13 protein-coding genes and 1 pseudogene are annotated in these 16,471 nt (G+C 69.9%); 8 read left to right on the top strand and 6 right to left on the bottom strand.

The window, feature by feature from the left end:
- Positions 1-1,245 (top strand): annotated as a pseudogene (locus tag K228_RS28850) (hypothetical protein); the annotation flags it as partial.
- Between the two features lie 66 nt (positions 1,246-1,311).
- On the opposite strand, the gene pulA reads toward K228_RS28850, so the two are convergent.
- From pulA to K228_RS28855, 3 genes are all read right to left on the bottom strand, one after another.
- Complete coding sequence (gene pulA / locus K228_RS0114475) at positions 1,312-4,158, bottom strand: pullulanase-type alpha-1,6-glucosidase (protein ID WP_025619081.1); 2,847 nt, start codon at positions 4,156-4,158, stop codon at positions 1,312-1,314.
- Positions 4,159-4,286: 128 nt separating this feature from the next.
- Positions 4,287-4,895, bottom strand: coding sequence for a disulfide bond formation protein B (locus K228_RS0114480; RefSeq protein ID WP_025619082.1), 609 nt, complete (start codon positions 4,893-4,895; stop codon positions 4,287-4,289).
- 14 nt (positions 4,896-4,909) lie between these two features.
- The gene (locus K228_RS28855; RefSeq protein ID WP_188116204.1) at positions 4,910-5,068 is read right to left on the bottom strand and encodes a DUF5993 family protein; all 159 of its coding nucleotides are present in this window, start codon (positions 5,066-5,068) and stop codon (positions 4,910-4,912) included.
- A gap of 224 nt (positions 5,069-5,292) precedes the next feature.
- On the opposite strand from K228_RS28855, the gene K228_RS0114490 reads away from it, so the two are divergent.
- Both K228_RS0114490 and K228_RS0114495 read left to right on the top strand, forming a co-directional pair.
- Positions 5,293-8,136 (top strand): aconitate hydratase, encoded by a 2,844-nt coding sequence (locus tag K228_RS0114490; protein WP_025619083.1) that lies wholly within the window; start codon positions 5,293-5,295, stop codon positions 8,134-8,136.
- A gap of 158 nt (positions 8,137-8,294) precedes the next feature.
- Positions 8,295-8,543 (top strand): DUF2630 family protein, encoded by a 249-nt coding sequence (locus K228_RS0114495; protein ID WP_018251532.1) that lies wholly within the window; start codon positions 8,295-8,297, stop codon positions 8,541-8,543.
- 128 nt (positions 8,544-8,671) lie between these two features.
- Here the strand turns inward: K228_RS0114495 and K228_RS0114500 are convergent, their stop codons facing one another.
- Both K228_RS0114500 and K228_RS0114505 read right to left on the bottom strand, forming a co-directional pair.
- Positions 8,672-9,598 carry a serine protein kinase RIO gene (locus K228_RS0114500; RefSeq protein WP_025619085.1) on the bottom strand — a complete coding sequence of 309 codons (927 nt, stop codon included), beginning with the start codon at positions 9,596-9,598 and terminating at the stop codon, positions 8,672-8,674.
- Between the two features lie 156 nt (positions 9,599-9,754).
- Complete coding sequence (locus tag K228_RS0114505; RefSeq protein WP_025619086.1) at positions 9,755-10,399, bottom strand: HAD family hydrolase; 645 nt, start codon at positions 10,397-10,399, stop codon at positions 9,755-9,757.
- Positions 10,400-10,640: 241 nt separating this feature from the next.
- Here K228_RS0114505 and K228_RS0114510 point away from each other — a divergent pair, with 241 nt between their 5' ends.
- The 5 genes from K228_RS0114510 (at position 10,641) to K228_RS0114530 (ending at position 14,350) form a co-directional block, all read left to right on the top strand.
- Positions 10,641-11,213 carry a TetR/AcrR family transcriptional regulator gene (locus tag K228_RS0114510; protein ID WP_025619087.1) on the top strand — a complete coding sequence of 191 codons (573 nt, stop codon included), beginning with the start codon at positions 10,641-10,643 and terminating at the stop codon, positions 11,211-11,213.
- A gap of 89 nt (positions 11,214-11,302) precedes the next feature.
- Complete coding sequence (locus K228_RS0114515; protein ID WP_025619088.1) at positions 11,303-12,226, top strand: TIGR04222 domain-containing membrane protein; 924 nt, start codon at positions 11,303-11,305, stop codon at positions 12,224-12,226.
- Positions 12,223-13,041, top strand: coding sequence for an MbnB/TglH/ChrH family RiPP precursor modification enzyme (locus tag K228_RS0114520; protein ID WP_025619089.1), 819 nt, complete (start codon positions 12,223-12,225; stop codon positions 13,039-13,041). The genes K228_RS0114515 and K228_RS0114520 overlap by 4 nt, the downstream gene beginning before the upstream one ends.
- Complete coding sequence (locus tag K228_RS0114525; protein ID WP_025619090.1) at positions 13,038-13,544, top strand: SCO6045 C-terminal-like domain-containing protein; 507 nt, start codon at positions 13,038-13,040, stop codon at positions 13,542-13,544. The genes K228_RS0114520 and K228_RS0114525 overlap by 4 nt, the downstream gene beginning before the upstream one ends.
- Before the next feature lie 41 nt (positions 13,545-13,585).
- Positions 13,586-14,350, top strand: coding sequence for an SDR family oxidoreductase (locus K228_RS0114530; protein ID WP_025619091.1), 765 nt, complete (start codon positions 13,586-13,588; stop codon positions 14,348-14,350).
- Positions 14,351-14,396: 46 nt separating this feature from the next.
- On the opposite strand, the gene K228_RS0114535 is transcribed toward K228_RS0114530, so the two are convergent.
- Complete coding sequence (locus K228_RS0114535) at positions 14,397-16,373, bottom strand: ABC transporter ATP-binding protein (RefSeq protein ID WP_029723592.1); 1,977 nt, start codon at positions 16,371-16,373, stop codon at positions 14,397-14,399.
- Positions 16,374-16,471: the final 98 nt, after the last annotated feature.

A 16,471-nucleotide genomic window follows, 5' to 3' on the forward strand; every position in this document is an offset into this window, starting at 1 on the left:
AGCAGCGACGCGGCGGATGCCGACGCCAACGCAGACGACGCTGGCTACAACAATGACGTGGCCGACGCCGACACCACCGACACGGCCGACGCCAACGGCAACGACGCAGCCGCTGACACTACCCACACAGCGGACGCCGACACGGCCGACGCCGACACCACCGACGCAGCCGCTGACACCACCGACACAGCGGACGCCGACACGGCCGACGCCGACACCACCGACACGGCCGACACCAACGGCAACGGCAACGGCAACGGCAACGGCAACGGCAACGGCAACGGCAACGGCAACGGCAACGGCAACGGCAACGACGCAGCCGACGTCAACGCAGACGTTGACAGCAACGACGCCGACACCAATGCCTTCGGGGACGCGAATGTCAACGACGGCGCCGGTGTCCTGGTGCAGGCGGGGGGTTCCGCTGAATTCAAGAAGTCCCTTCTGGAGCACAACGTCGCTGGCGGGGTCGGGGGCGGAATCGCCAACTTCGGCAAGACCAGCCTCTACCACACCACGGTGCAGGATGCTGCTGCCCTAACCTACGGCGGCGGAATCTTCAACGCCGGCATCCTGAAGGTCTCCTCGTCGAAGGTGAAGGACAACGGTGCCGCCATGGGTGGCGCCGGCATCGCCAACGGCGCGGCGTACGTCGATGGCGACGACATTGAGGCCGGCACGGTCCGGCTCGAGAAGGCCGATGTCAGCGGGAACAACACGCTCGGCTTCGGCGGGGGCCTGCTCGACATCGGTGGCGACACCACGGTCGAGCACTCAAAGATCAACAGCAACCTGGGGCTCGCCGCCGGCGGTGGTATCGCGGCGGTCAAGCACAGCAACCTCTACCTGAAGGAGACAGAGGTCTCCGACAACGACACCGTCGGTGTCGGCGCCGGTATGGCCCTGGTGTACGACGCCATCGCCAACGTGGACAAGAGCAAGATCACGGAGAACAAGGCCGGTGTCGCCGGTGGCGGTGTCTTCAACGAACTCAGCGCGGTTACCCTCCGGTACAGCTCGGTCTCCGAGAACACCGCCGGCAGCAACGGTGCGGGAATCTTCAACGTCGAGGGCAGCGTTGACCTGACCGCTAGCAAGGTGCTGAAGAACCGCTCCCTCTTCGAGCCGGGTGGCGTGTTCAGCGACGAGGGTGAAGTATCGGTCGACAACAAGTCCGCGATCAAGGGCAATGCCCCGACCAACTGCAAGGGCAGCCCCGACGAGATCGAGAACTGCTTCGGCTGATCGATCAGCTAGCCAGTCCGGCCCCCTCCGCTGGCGCGGAGGGGGCCGGACCCCATTGTGCGGGGGTCACCGCTGCACGAAGACCGCCACGCTGCGGGCCGGAACCGTGAACGTGCCGCTGTCGGCCGCGAACGAGGAGGTCCGCAGCATCTGATCGGCGGAGCTGCGCAGCACCGGGTGTAGCGCAACGTCCGCCCCGCGCAGGTCGGTGAGTTGTTGGGTAGCCGACTCCGGCGTGGCGTTGAAGACCACCGTTACCGACCGCCACGGACCACCCAAACCCCGGCTGTCCAGCGTCATCGTCAGTACGCCGGGCTGCTCCGCGCGGCCCGACAGCGGGAACGCCACCCGCTGCTGCACCTGCTCCGCCGTCCGCAGCCCGAACACCGGCGACGAGGAGCGAATCTGGAGCAACTCGGCGTAGCGCGCTTCGGCCAGGTCCACCGTCGCGCAATCGGGCACCAGCCCCGGGTCGGCCAGCAGGGGCCGGGCGTACGGCCACTTGTCCTGGTTGTCGGACTCGGCCGGGAGCCCGACGCCGAACCCGTTGCCCTGGGCGCAGTCCCACCGGATCTGGTTGAACCAGTCACCCGAGTTGTACGAGTTGCGGTCCAGCGACTTCGACCGCAGCCGCTCGCTGCCAGCGGTGACGAAGCCGGCGCCCTGCCCCAGCACGGTGGTGCCGAGCGCAAGCACCTGCATCCGGGCTCGGTCCATCGCCGCGGTCTCCGCTGGCAGCTTGTACGCCAGCGCGTCGTACAGGATCTCGTTGTCGTGCGCGTCCACGTAGGTGACCGACTCACCTGGTGCAGCCGTATAGCCGGCCGGCGATCCGTTGTAGTCCACCTGCGCCCCGGTGACCTGCTCCCCGGCGGTGTTGGTGAACCGGTAGCCGCGCAGGTTGCCGGCGAGCCCCACCTTGATCAGGTCATGCTGGTGCAGCAGACGTGCGCGCTGCTGCGCCAGCGAACCGTTGACCGGGTCGTGGTTGGGGTCGGTGTACAGCCCAGAGGCGAAGCCCTGGCGCCGTGGGTTGGCGTCGAAGGGGCCACCCCCACGCACCGCGTCCCGGAACCGATCGTTGAAGGTGCCGATACCGGTGCCGGCCAGGTTGGTCTGGGTCGCCTGAACGAACCGGGCGCCGTCGGCCACCTCACCGAAGTCCCAGCCCTCGCCGTACAGCAGGATGCCCCGACCATCCACTCCGTCGCGGGCGAGGGTCAGCTCGTCCAGTGCGGCACGGACGGCCAGCATGTTCGCCTTCGGATGGTGACCCATCAGGTCGAACCGGAAGCCGTCCACCTTGTACTCTCTCGCCCAGGTGACCACCGAGTCGACCACGAGCTTGCCCATCATGGCGTGCTCGGGAGCGGTGTTGGCACAGCAGGTTGAGGTGGCGACCGAGCCATCCGCCAGCAGCCGGTGGTAGTAGCCGGGAACCACCTGGTCCAGCACCGAGTTCGGGTCGGTGCCCGTCGCCGAGGTGTGATTGTAGACGACGTCGAGCACCATCCGCAGCCCAGCCCCGTTCACCCCGGCGACCATCCGTCGGAACTCGGTGCTCCGCGCCGCCCCGGCCGGGTCAACGGCGTAGCCGCCCTCCGGCACGGTGTAGTGCAACGGGTCGTACCCCCAGTTGTAGCCGTCGGTGTCGGCGACCGCGGCGACGCATCGCTGCTGCTCCTCCGAGTCCGGCGGGAGCGCCGCCAGGTCGCAGGGGGGTTGCTGCTGGTCGGCGCGGCGTTCGGGGATCGTGGCGAAGTCAAACGCCGGGAGCAGGTGCAGGTGGGTCGTCCCGGCCTCGCCGAGCGCCCGCAGGTGTCGCATCCCCGCCGTGGTCGGGTCGGTGAAGGCACGGAAGGTGCCGCGCCGCTCGGCCGGCACCGTGCTGTCAGCGATCGAGAAGTCCCGCACCGACAGCTCGGAGATCTGTGCCTGCGTCGCCGGTACCGCCGCCGGCTTACGCAGGTGCGTCCAGCCCGGTGGCGCGAGCCGCGGGTCGGCCAGATCGACGATCTGGCTGTGGGTGGAGCCGGGGGCGAGCGCCAGCGAGTACGGGTCGGTCACCGCCGCGGTGACCATCTGCTGCTCGGCCGGCTGCCACGCCTCAACCTGGTAGCGGTAGTACTTCCCGGTCCAGGCGGGGGTTCCCCGCACCGACCACACGCCGGTGCGCTCGTCCCGTCGCATGGGGACTGGCCGCGGTCGCGACGTCGGTGTGTCGAACAGCTGCAGTGCCACCGTACGGGCGGTGGGGGCCCAGACCGCGAGCGTCGGCGCCGCACCGGCGAAGGTCGGGCCGAGCCGCGCCCGGGTCGCCGGGGCGTAGACATCGTCGAGCACACCCGGGATCTGGACGCCGGTGGCGGCGCGCAGGGACCCTCCGGCGTCCCGCTCGGTCACCACGAGTTGTCCGCGCAGCGCCGCTGGCACCCCGGCCAGGTGCTTTCGGTTGAGGGCGAGGGCCTGATACGCCCCCAGGTGCGGGAATCGCTCGCGTTGCGCCGCGGTCAGCCCGTGCCGCCGGGCCTGCAGCGGGATCGTTCGGTACGTCCCGGCGAGTTCGCCGTCGACCAGGGTCACCCCGCCAGCCGCAGCGGTCATCAGGGCATACGTCGTGCCGTCCGGAATTTCGGTCGGCCAGGCGAGGGTGCCGCGGTCGATCCAGTGCGCCTTCTGTGTGGTCAGGTCGAGGCCGGTGGCGGTCCCGGTCTCCGGCTGGTGGCTACCGGCGGCGAGCAGCGTGGTGGTGGCGAGGTGGTCGGCAGCCCACGGCTCGGCGCCGGCCACGGCCAGCACATCGGCATCGCCGGGCGGTTCGAGGTGAACGAGGGTGTTGGTGCCGGCGAGGGTGAGGGTCGCCAGCGAGGCGAGAGTGAGCAGCGCCTTGCGCGGAATCGGCGAGGGTTTCATCGACGGCCTTCCTCTGGTCGCTGATGAGCCGCACGCTAGCTGCCACTGAAATTTTCTGCAATACCTTGCAACAACAGTCGGAAGCAGGCAGACAACTTGCACAAGTGGTCGACCCCCGGCTACCGCCCTCACCCAGCAGCGCCGCCGGGCATCGCCGCACCCAGCAGCGGCAGGCCAGGGAAGGTCTCGTAGCGAGTGGGGTCGGGCGGCAGGAACCAGTGGAAGCCCAGTTCGAAGAAGGCCGCCACCAGGTTCGCCGCCACAATCACCAGGAACAGCCCGCAGACCACCTTCGACGGCCAGCCGAACCGCACTCCCCGCGGCACCAGCTCACGGCCGAAGATGAGGCTCACTCCACAGAACACCAACACGACGCAGAACGTGATGAACGACCAGGTGTAGAGGTGCAGCCCCAGAACGGTTGACCCGTAGCCGGGATCTGGCGGCGCGATGTGCAACAGGATCTGACGGGCCGCCACGGCGGCGCCGACCACGGCGGCGACGATGCTCATTCCGTAGCCCGTGGTGTAGTCGGCGAGCGTCACGTCGCCGCGGCGGGTCCGCGCGATGATGTAGAGCGGCCCACACATCACCAGGATCATGGCCTGTCGTTGCAGGAGGCAGAGCGGGCACGGGAGTTCGTCGCCCCCGAACTGTACCGCGAACCCGGCAAGCAGCACCCCGCAGTAGCTGAGGACGAAGAGGTGCGCGAGCCAGAAGCCCAGACGGCCGGTCATGACGCCTCAATCGATCAGAAGTTCAGGGACAGCTTCGCTGCCACATGGTGGTTGAACACCACCAGGACGGCACAGAGCGCAACCGTCCACACGGCGAGGACCGCCCCGCGCCCGCTGCCCCGCACGGTGAGCCAGCCGGCGAGGAGCAGCACCGCAAAGATCAATATCGCCATTTACCGACGATACCGCTACTAAAGAGAGATTCCTGGCCAGAATGGCAAACTCACCATCGATGATCCGCCCGGTGCCGACCCACTCCGCCCACGAGCCGAGGTTGCACGAATAGCAAGACGGACGTACGGTTTGTACACGCAATCACGGCAAGTAAGGGCCGCCTAAGCACCACACCGCACCCGCCGGTGCGACAGACTGCTCAGGACTGCTCACGGCCACTGGTGTGAAGGAGTACGACGTGGCGAGCCTCGACACCTTCGGTGCGAAGACCCAGCTACGCGTCGGCGACGCGAGCTACGAGATTTTCAAGATCAACAAGGTGGAGGGGTACGATCGGCTCCCCTACAGCCTCAAAGTCCTCCTGGAGAACCTGCTCCGGACCGAGGACGGCGCGAACATCACCGCCGACCACATCCGGCAGCTCGGCGCCTGGGAGCCGACCGCGGACCCGAGCGTGGAGATCCAGTTCACCCCGGCACGGGTGCTGATGCAGGACTTCACCGGCGTGCCCTGCGTGGTTGACCTGGCCACCATGCGTGAGGCCGTGCGGGACCTGGGCGGCGACCCGACCAAGGTCAACCCACTCGCACCAGCCGAGTTGGTCATCGACCACTCCGTCATCGCCGACCTGTTCGGCCGGGAGGACGCCTTCCAGCGCAACGTAGAGCTGGAGTACGAGCGCAACAAGGAGCGCTACCAGTTCCTGCGCTGGGGTCAGACCGCCTTCAACGAGTTCAAGGTCGTCCCGCCGGGCACCGGCATCGTGCACCAGGTCAACATCGAATACCTCGCCCGTACGGTGATGGAACGAAACGGCCAGGCCTACCCGGACACGGTGGTCGGCACCGACTCGCACACCACGATGGTCAACGGCCTCGGCGTGCTCGGCTGGGGCGTCGGCGGCATCGAGGCCGAGGCGGCAATGCTCGGCCAGCCGGTCAGCATGCTCATCCCGCGGGTCGTCGGATTCAAGCTCTCCGGTGAGATGCCGGCCGGCACCACCGCTACCGACCTGGTCCTGACCATCACCGAGATGCTGCGCAAGCACGGTGTGGTCGGCAAGTTCGTCGAGTTCTACGGCCCCGGCGTCAGCGCGGTGCCACTGGCCAACCGGGCCACCATCGGCAACATGTCCCCGGAGTACGGCTCCACCGTCGCGATCTTCCCGATCGATGCCGAAACCGTGCGCTACCTGGAGCTGACCGGGCGCGACCCGCAGCAGGTCGCGCTCGTCGAGGCGTACGCGAAGGAACAGGGCCTCTGGCACGACCCGGCCGCGGAGCCGAACTACTCGGAGCGGCTGGAGCTGGACCTGGGCAGCATCGAGCCGTCGCTCGCCGGCCCGAAGCGGCCCCAGGACCGGGTGCCGCTGGGCAACGCCAAGACCCTGTTCCGGGCAGCGCTCACCGACTACGTCGCCGCGGACGGGGCCGGCGACGAGCAGGGCATCAGCGGCCCCGCCGACGAGGCCAGCGCCGAGTCCTTCCCGGCCAGCGATGCCCCCGCCAACGAGGTCACCGACCCCGCTGACGCCCCGCGCGAACTCGTGACCGCGGCGGTGGGCTCCGGCGGCCGGGCCACCAACCCGATCCGGGTCACCGGCGCCGACGACACCGAGTTCGAGCTGGACCACGGTGCGGTGGTGATCGCCGCCATCACCTCCTGCACCAACACCTCCAACCCGCAGGTAATGATCGGCGCCGCGCTGCTGGCCCGCAACGCCGTGGAGCGGGGCCTGGCCCGCAAGCCGTGGGTGAAGACCACCCTCGCCCCGGGCTCGAAGGTCGTCATGGACTACTACGAGCGGGCCGGACTCACCCCGTACCTGGAGAAGCTCGGCTTCCACCTGGTCGGCTACGGCTGCACCACCTGCATCGGCAACTCCGGCCCGCTGCCGGAGGAGATCTCGGCGGCGGTGAACGAGAAGGACCTCTCGGTCGTCTCGGTGCTCTCCGGCAACCGCAACTTCGAGGGCCGGATCAACCCGGACGTCAAGATGAACTACCTGGCGTCCCCGCCGCTGGTGGTCGCGTACGCGCTCGCCGGCACGATGGACATCGACCTGGCCAACGAGCCGATCGGCGAGGACACCCAGGGGAACCCGGTGTTCCTGCGCGACATCTGGCCAAGCAGCGCCGAGATCCAGGAGGTCATCTCCGCCGCGATCGGCGCCGGTGGCTTCAGCGCGGCGTACGCGGATGTCTTCGCCGGTGACGAGCGGTGGCAGTCGCTGCCGACGCCGACCGGCGACACCTTCGCCTGGGAGGGCGAGTCGACCTACGTCCGCAAGCCCCCGTACTTCGAGGGCATGCAGCGCGAGCCCGTTCCGGTCCGCGACATCGGGGCGGCGCGGGTCCTGGCCAAGCTCGGCGACTCGGTAACCACCGACCACATCTCGCCCGCTGGTGCGATCAAGGCCGACTCCCCTGCTGGTCGGTACCTCGCCGAGCACGGCGTGCCGCGGCACGAGTTCAACTCGTACGGCTCCCGCCGGGGTAACCACGAGGTGATGATTCGGGGCACCTTCGCCAACATCCGGCTGCGGAACCAGCTTCGGGTGCCCGTTGCTGACTCCGCTGCCGGGACCGCACTTCCGGAGGGCGGCTTCACGGTCAACCACCTGACCGGCGAGCAGAGCACCATCTACGACGCCGCGGTGGCCTACCAGGAGGCGGGGGTCCCGCTGATCGTCCTGGCCGGCAAGGAGTACGGTTCGGGCTCGTCCCGGGACTGGGCAGCAAAAGGCACGATGCTGCTGGGCGTCAAGGCGGTCATCGCCGAGTCGTACGAGCGGATCCACCGCTCCAACCTGATCGGTATGGGCGTCCTGCCACTGCAGTTCCCGGCCGGCGAGACCGCCGAGTCGCTGGGCCTGTCCGGCACCGAGTCCTTCTGCATCGTCGGAGTCACCGCCCTCAACGAGGGCAACACCCCGCGGACCGTGCAGGTCACCACCGACACCGGGGTCGAGTTCGACGCGGTGGTCCGCATCGACACTCCGGGAGAGGCGGACTACTTCCGGCACGGCGGCATCCTGCAGTACGTGCTGCGCCGGATGATCGGCTGAAGCGGTAACGGACGGGGCCCCCACACCAGTGGGGGCCCCGTCGTGTATCCGCCCGGCGGGTCGGGCTATCTACCCCGAAGCCACTGACCAGAGGTGGGCCGCGAGACAGCAGCCCGATCCCGGGTGTGATCTCGCCATGCTGTGCCAGGCTCGTGGTCATGGACGACAAGACCATCCTGAAGCGCATCTCCGAGCTGGTTGACGAGGAACACCAGCTCCGCGCCGCGGCCCAGGCCAACGAGGAGGGCACCGACGACGAGAGCCGCGACCGGCTCCGAGATCTGGCGGCGTCGCTGGACCAGTGTTGGGACCTGCTCCGCCGGCGGCGTGCCGCCCGCTCCACCCACGGCGACCCGGATGCCCAGGGCGTACGCCCGGCACCGGAGGTGGCGCGCTACCTCCAGTAGGGGCGGGCACTGCGCCCTCCGACGTTGCGGTACCGGGCTACCGCCTCGACCGCCCAGGAGCACCCGGGTGAGCGCGAGCCCGCCACTCGGAGCGGTGCTCAACGCCGGCCCGCCGCCTGGGGCGGTGCTCAACGCAGGCCCGCCTCCCGGAGCAGGCTTTCGGTGAGGGCGAGCGGGTCTGCCTGCTCCGCCGGCAGGCCACGGGCGACGAACCAGGTGGCGACCACCCGAACGTCTCGGGCCAGGTACTCCGGCCCCTGCGGGTTGGCGACCAGGTCCACGACCTGAGGTAGGTCGATGAGCACCAGGCGCCCCTCGTGCACCAGTAGGTTGTAGGGCGACAGGTCACCGTGGGCATGGCCAGCCCGAGCGAGTACCACCAGCGCCTCGACGAGTTGTCCCCACAGGTCACGCAGGTCGGCCTCCGCCGGCCGCAGCTGCGCCAGCCGTGGGGCGGCCTGCCCCTCGTCGCAGTCCCCAAGAAACTCCAGCATCAGCTCGGTGCCGCGTAGCTGAACCGGGTAGGGCACGGTGATCGTGCCGTACCGGGCCCCGATCTCCCAGAGGCGGCCGAGTACGGCGAACTCCGCCGCCGCCCACTGTCCGGCGATCATCTGCCGGCCGAACGTGGTTCGCCGGGTCATCGCCCGCATCTCCCGGGAGCGTCGGACGCGCCGCCCCTCCAGATATCCCGCGTCCCGGTGGAAGAGCCGGTGGTCGGCATCTCGATATCGTTTGGCCGCGAGCAGGCAGGACCGATCGGTGTCGGGCACGGCCCGGCGAACGAGATGGACGTCCGCCTCCTTGCCGGTCTTGAGCACGCCCAGTTCGGTGTCCTTGGCGGCCAGCTCCGTCACCAGCCAGGCGGGGTACGGCTGGGGACCGTGGACCGCGTCGTCCCAGGACGACCAGGTCTGGGCGTCTGGCAGCGGGTCGGAGTCAACGGGCTGCGGCCCGGTTCTCCACCCGCGCTTGGTGAAGTGTGGTTCGTCATCGTCGAAGCGGCGTCTGCCGCGGGTCCGGCGCTCCGGCGCCGGAAAGTCGTGATCGCGCACTGCGGTGAGATCCCTCGGTCGAGGTCAGTGGAGACAGTGGGAAGTGACCTTTGCTGACGGCCATGACCGACCTCCTCTCCTCAACCGGGCCACCCTCGCCCGGAGTGCACCGTGCGGCCCCATGCTCGCTGGCGGATCGCCGCGCGGCAACCGGTATTACGCCGCGAGCACCGCGGCGAGGCCGGCGATCAGACCGTCGACCGTGAAGGTGGGGGCGAACCGGCCGTCGGTCCAGGTGCGTCCCCGGTGTAGCCAGACGCTGGGCAACCCCACGGCCGCGGCACCGCCGATGTCCGCCTCCGGGCCGTCGCCGACCACCCAGGCCCCACGCAGCGGCATCCGAACCCGCTGCGCGGCCAGTGCGAAGATTCGCGGATTCGGCTTGCTGACGCCGGCTGCCTCGGAGATCACCCAGTCGGCCAGGTAGCGGTCCAGCCCGGTCCGCCGGATCTTCTCCTCCTGCTGCCGTACCGCCCCGTTGCAGACCACCACCGGCATCCACCCGGCGTCACCGACGATCTGCAGCGCGCACGCCACCAGTGGATCAAGTCGGGTGCCGGCGAGCACGCCATCGTGCAGCTCCTCCACCAGGTCGACCGAGCGGACCGCCAGCGAGTAGCGGTTGCGGATCGCATCGGCCACATCCCACCGATCGGTAAGCCCGTCCGCGTCAACGGAGAGCAGCCAGTCGAGGTCACCTGGCGGTGCACCGATCTTGACCAGGAAGCGCTCACCCCAGGATCGGAACAAACTTTCTCGATCGAGCAGGGTGTTGTCCAGGTCAAGAAGGAGCAGCGGCACTCCGGCACCTTACGGGACTGAGGCAGCCGCCCGACAGACCCGAACAGCCAAATGGTCAGAAATTTGTGACAAACGGATGAAGCCCCAGTAGGAGAATTTGCCAAAGTGGGCGGACTCGTGGCTGCCCGGCACCCGAGCTGGCCGATCGGATCTCCTCCGCCGCGCGGGCCGAGCTGGCGGGTCAGACCGCAAGCCGTACGTACGGTTTGCGGGACGCCGGGTGGTTTGACACGATCGACCCGTGCCCAGAGTAAGTCAGGACCAACTCGACGCGCGCCGGCAGGAGATCCTCACCGCCGCCCGGGTCTGCTTCGCCCGACACGGGTACGAGGGCGCCACCGTGCGCCGCCTGGAGGAGGCGACCGGGCTGTCCCGTGGAGCGATCTTCCACCACTTCCGCGACAAGGACTCCCTCTTCCTCGCCGTGGCCGAGGACGATGCGGCGGCGATGGTCGAGACTGTCGCCCGCAATGGCCTGGTGCAGGTGATGCGAGATCTGCTGGCCCGGGCTGCCTCCCCGGACACGACGGGCTGGCTGGGCAGCCAGCTGGAGGTCTCACGCCGGCTCCGCACCGATCCCGCGTTCGCCCAGCGGTGGACCGAACGATCCGCGGCGATCGCCGAAGCCACCCGCGACCGCCTACTCCGCCAGCGCGAGGCGGGCGTCCTGCGCGACGACGTGCCCGTCGATGTGCTCGCCCAGTTCCTGAAGCTGGCGTATGACGGTCTGGTCCTGCATCTGGCGATGGGCCGACCCGCCGACGACCTCGGACCGGTACTCAACCTGGTCGAGGAGGCCGTCCGGCGGCGTTGATCATCCTTGCCCATACCTGCCCTGACGGCCCTCCTTTCAGTTGGCACAGGTGACCCACAATGGGTTCCACCCCACGACAGGAGTGTCCGATGATCCTCCTCGCCGCACCCAGCAACACCTGGGGCATTCCCGGCTCGATCTTCCTCGGGCTATACCTGGTGACCGCCGCCGTTCTCGTCGCCATCGCACTCCGACGTCGAAACGAGGTACTAAGCGGATCGAGGTACAACGCGAGCCTGCTCAGCCCCCAGCAGGCCGCCTACCTCAGCGGTGGTACACCGCTGGCGGTCTGGACATCTCTCGCGGGGCTCCGCAGCGATGGTGCGGTCAACGTGGACTCGGATCGGCGGTTGACCGCCAGCGGCTCGCTGCCCACCGGCAGCGCCCCGTTGGACCAGGCCATCCACCTCGCCGCCAGCCGGGGCCTTCGCGCCCAGGAACTCAGCAGCGACCAAGGAGTGCGGCAGGCCGTCCACCAGCTCCGCGTTGACCTGGAGCAACACGGCCTGGCGCTCTCCGCCGAGCAGCGGGCAGCCCTACGCAACGCGGTACTACCACTCACCATCCTGCTCGCCGTCGGCATGCTGCGGCTCGGGGCGGGTTTGGCGAACGACCGTCCCGTCGGCTGGCTCTTCCTGACCCAGATCGCGCTGCTGGTCGTGACAATCCTGCTCTTCCGGCGTCCATGGCGAACCCGCACCGCCGACCAGGTCCTACGCCGGCTACGCCACCGGCACACGCACCTGGCACCCCGCCACAATCCGGCCTATGCCACCTATGGCGCCGCCGGGGCCGCGATGGGAGTCGCCCTCTTCGGCACGGCCGCCCTGTGGGCCATGGATCCCAGCTTCGCCGAGCAGGCACAGATCCAGCAGCAGTTCCTAGCCGGTGGGTCGACAGCCGGCGGGGGCGGGGCCGCCGGAGCAGATAGCGGTGGTGGCGGTGGTGATGGTGGCTGTGGCGGTGGTGATGGTGGCTGTGGCGGTGGCGGTGGCGGTGGGTGCGGAGGATGACCGGTCCGGTCGGGGTGGGCATCGGCTGGCGGCCCGAGATCGCTGGCTTCGTCGCGGGACTCCCCGGGCTACGGTTCGTCGAGGTGATCGCCGAGTCGGTGCCGACCGCCGGCCCGCTGCCGGCTGGGCTCACCGCGCTGCGGGAACGCGGCGTGGCCGTCGTACCACACGGGGTGCGGCTCTCCCTCGGCGGCGCCGAACCGGTCGCCCCTGCCCGGGTAGCGCACCTGGCCGCGGTGGCTGAGCTGACCAACGCAGCGCTGGTGAGCGAGCACATCGCCTTCGTCCGGGCCGGCGGGCTGGAGGCTGGTCACCTGCTACCCCTGCCGCGCAGCAGAGAGGCGGTAGCGGCGGTCTGCGCCAACGTCACCCGCGCCCAGGCCGAGCTGCCGGTGCCGATCGCGCTGGAGCCGATCGCCGCGCTCTTCGACTGGCCCGACGACGAGCTGGACGAGGCGGCATTCCTCACCGAGATCCTGGACCGCACCGACGCCCACCTGCTGCTCGACATCGCCAACGTCTACGCCAACGCCCGCAACCGCGGCACCGACCCGCTCGGCCTGCTGGACCGGCTGCCGCTGGAACGGGTCGCGTACGCGCACGTGGCCGGCGGGGCCGAGCGGGACGGCTTCTACCACGACACACACACCAGCCCGATATCCCGGCCGGTCCTCGACCTGGTGGGCGAGCTGTGCGCTCGCCACAGACCGCCGGCCCTGCTGCTGGAGCGGGACGGAAACTACCCCCCGGCCGCTGCCCTCCGCGCCGAGTTGGACGCGCTCGCTGCCGTCGGCGGCCTCCCGGTGGTCACGTGAACCCCACTAGCCCGACGAACGTACCGACGACGCGGTCCACCGACCCGACGGTGAGCACGCTGGCCGCCCGGCAGGCCGCCCTCGTCGCCGCTCTGGTGGCCGACGCCCCGCCGCCACCAGGTTTCGCTCCGGAACCGCTGGCCGCTACCCGGGCCGCCCTGCTGCGCAAACGGGCCGGCGAGGTGGCCCGGTACTGGCCGCTGCTCGCCACCAGCCTGGGCCCATGGTGGCTGGAGGTGTTCCAGCACTGGGCTGCCGGGCGACCGCCCGCCGGTGCCCTTCGCGAAGGTTGGGAGCTGGCCCGCTACCTACACGGCGCCGACGAACTGTCGCCGTTGGGCGCGGACGAGTTGGCCTGCTGGCAGGCCGGATACCACTACCCGGAGCCGGGGCATCCGCCCCGGCCACGCCGGCTGCCGTCCTGGGGGCGAGTCGGCGGCGCCGTCGCGATTCAGTTCGCCGGGCGGGTGCGCCTCCTACGTCCCGCCCGCCGCCAGCCCTAGCCAGCCCCGCCCGACGACGCCGGATACGGCAGGATCAGGGCATGGATCTCGGCCTGACTGACCGCGTGTACGTACTCACCGGCGCGTCTCGGGGCCTCGGCTACGCGACCGCCGAGGCGCTCGTCGCCGACGGGGCTCGCGTCGTCCTCGCCGCCCGGGACGCCGCGGCGGTGACCGCCGCCACCCACCGCCTCGGTGGCCCCGCGCACGCCGTCGGCGTGGCCGCCGCCGACCTCGCCGACCCGGAGCTGCCCGAACGGCTGACGGCGACCGCCCGGGAGGCGTTCGGGCGGCTGGACGGCGCGCTGGTGTCGGTCGGCGGCCCACCGCCGGGTAGCGCGGCCACGGTGACCGACGAGCAGTGGCGCAACTCCTTCGAAACAGTCTTCCTCGGCACCGTCCGAATGGCCCGGACCGTCGCCGCCGCCCTGCCCGACGGCGGGGCGATCGGGCTGGTGCTGTCCACCTCGGCCCGGGCACCGCTGGCCGGCCTGGGCATCTCCAACGGCCTCCGGCCCGGCCTGGCCGGTGTCGCCAAGGACATGGCCGACGAGTACGGCCGCCAGGGCGTCCGGGTGGTGGGGCTGCTGCCAGGGCGGATCCTCACCGACCGGAACGCCCAGCTCTTCGCCGCCGCCGGGGACCCCGAACAGGCCCGCGCCACGGCGGAGGCGGAGATCCCGCTCCGCCGGCTGGGTGAGCCGGCGGAGTTCGGCCGGGTGGCGGCGTTTGTGCTCTCCCCCGCTGCCAGCTACCTGACCGGAATCACGCTGCCGGTGGACGGCGGCGCGCTGCGCGGGCTGTAGTCACCCAGCCCTCACCGCGGAGGCCGGGCGGGGACACCCGGCGCTGCTAGTTGGCGGCGGCCGGCGGCAGCGCCTCCTCGGCGACGTAGGAGCGCATCGGCAGCGTCACCGGTTCCGGCCCGGTCGCGTCCTGGTATGGCGTGGGCGAGTCGGCGACCGCAAACTGCGTCCGGTACAGCTCGGCGTAGAGCCCGCCCAGGACGACCAGCTCCTCATGTCGCCCCCGCTCGACGATCCGCCCCTGATCGAGTACGAGAATCTGGTCGGCCTCCCGCACCGTGGAGAGCCGGTGCGCGATGACCAGCGCGGTCCGCCCCGTCAAGGCCACCGAGAGCGCCTGCTGCACCGCCGCCTCACTCTCCGAGTCCAGATGCGCGGTGGCCTCGTCGAGGATCACGATCGAGGGTGCCTTGAGCAGAACCCGGGCGATCGCGATGCGCTGCTTCTCCCCGCCGGAGAAGCGATAGCCGCGCTCGCCCACCACCGTGTCCAGGCCGTCGGGCAAAGCCCGCACGAGGTCCGCCACCTGAGCACCGGCGAGGGCAGCCCAGAGTTCGTCGTCGGTGGCCGCCGGCTTGGCGTACCGCAGGTTCTCGGCGATGGTCTCGTGGAACAGGTGCGAGTCCTGGGTGACGACACCGATCTCGTCGCGCAGGGAGTCCAGGCTGGCGTCCCGGACATCAACCCCGCCGACGAGCACCTGACCGTCGGTAACGTCGTAGAGCCGAGAGATCAGCATGGACAGGGTGGACTTGCCGGCGCCGGAGGGCCCGACCAGGGCGACCATCTGCCCCGGCTCGACGGTGAACGACACGCCCCGAAGCACCGGCTCGGTGGCCGTCCGATCGAGGGCGGCGACCTCCTCCAGGGAGGCCAGCGAGATCTCGGCGGCGCTCGGATAGCGGAACCGCACCGACCGGAACTCGACCCGACCGTCGCCTCGTGGCACGGTGACGGCAGCGGCCTGCTCGGTGATGGCGGGTTCCAGGTCGAGCACCTCGTAGACCCGGTCGAACGAGACCAGCGCGCTCATCACGTCAACCCGCACGTTGGACAGCGCGGTGAGTGGGCCGTACAGCCGGGTGAGTAGCAACGCGAGCGTTACGACGGTGCCGGCACTGACGCTGCCGGTGACCGCCAGCCAGCCGCCCAGCCCGTAGGTGAGCGCCTGCGCGAGCGAGGCGACCAGCAGCATCGCCACGAAGAAGGTCCGCGAGTACATCGCGGACTGGATGCCGATGTCCCGGACCCGCTCGGCCCGCGCGGCGAACCGGCGTGCCTCGTTGTCGGGCTGGCCGAAGAGCTTGACCAGCAGGGCCCCGGAGACGCCGAAGCGCTCGGTCATCGTCGCGTTCATCTTCGCGTCGAGGTTGTAGGACTCGCGGGTGATCTCGGCGAGGCGCCGCCCGACCCGGCGGGCCGGGATGATGAACACCGGTAGCAGCACCAGCGACAGGGCGGTGATCTGCCACGACAAGGTGAACATCACCGCTGCGGTGAGCACCAGCTGGATGACGTTGCTGACCACCCCGGACAGGGTCGAGGTGAACGCCCGCTGCGCGCCGAGCACGTCGTTGTTGAGTCGGCTGACCAGCGCGCCGGTCTGCGTCCGGGTGAAGAACTGCAACGGCATCCGCTGGACGTGGTCGTAGACCCGGGTCCGCAGATCGAGGATGATGCCCTCTCCGATGCGGGCCGAATACCACCGCTGGGCGAGCGAGAGCAGCGCATCGGCCACCGCGAGCGCGGCGATCACCAACGCCAGCCGGACCACCAGGGAGGACGCTTCGGTGCCGCCCCGCGTGATGGCGTCGATCACCTTGCCGGCGAGCACCGGGGTGGCGACCCCGATCATGGCGGCCAGCACGACGGTAACCAGGAAGACGACGATGTCCCGCCGGTACGGCTGGGCGAAGCCGACGATCCGACGCGCCACCCCGCGGTGGAGCCGGTGCGCCGAGATCTCGTCGTGGCTACGCATTGACCGGAGCATGCTCCAGCCACCCATGCCGCCACCGGACATCGGATTGGACACGGTCACCTCCGGGTCATCGGGCCGACCACAACCTCCGGGTCGATTCTCCCGACGCCTGTGACAACCCGGTAAGTAACCCGAATCTT

The sequence above is a fragment of the Salinispora cortesiana genome (assembly GCF_000484695.1).
Taxonomy (GTDB): domain Bacteria; phylum Actinomycetota; class Actinomycetes; order Mycobacteriales; family Micromonosporaceae; genus Micromonospora; species Micromonospora cortesiana.

Bases quoted from the DNA above. Each gene is read 5' to 3' on its own strand.
- pulA (WP_025619081.1), bottom strand. From the start codon at position 4,158: ATGAAACCCTCGCCGATTCCGCGCAAGGCGCTGCTCACTCTCGCCTCG.
- K228_RS0114480 (WP_025619082.1), bottom strand. From the start codon at position 4,895: ATGACCGGCCGTCTGGGCTTCTGGCTCGCGCACCTCTTCGTCCTCAGC.
- K228_RS28855 (WP_188116204.1), bottom strand. From the start codon at position 5,068: ATGGCGATATTGATCTTTGCGGTGCTGCTCCTCGCCGGCTGGCTCACC.
- K228_RS0114495 (WP_018251532.1), top strand. From the start codon at position 8,295: ATGGACGACAAGACCATCCTGAAGCGCATCTCCGAGCTGGTTGACGAG.
- K228_RS0114515 (WP_025619088.1), top strand. From the start codon at position 11,303: ATGATCCTCCTCGCCGCACCCAGCAACACCTGGGGCATTCCCGGCTCG.
- K228_RS0114520 (WP_025619089.1), top strand. From the start codon at position 12,223: ATGACCGGTCCGGTCGGGGTGGGCATCGGCTGGCGGCCCGAGATCGCT.
- K228_RS0114530 (WP_025619091.1), top strand. From the start codon at position 13,586: ATGGATCTCGGCCTGACTGACCGCGTGTACGTACTCACCGGCGCGTCT.
- K228_RS0114535 (WP_029723592.1), bottom strand. From the start codon at position 16,373: ATGTCCGGTGGCGGCATGGGTGGCTGGAGCATGCTCCGGTCAATGCGT.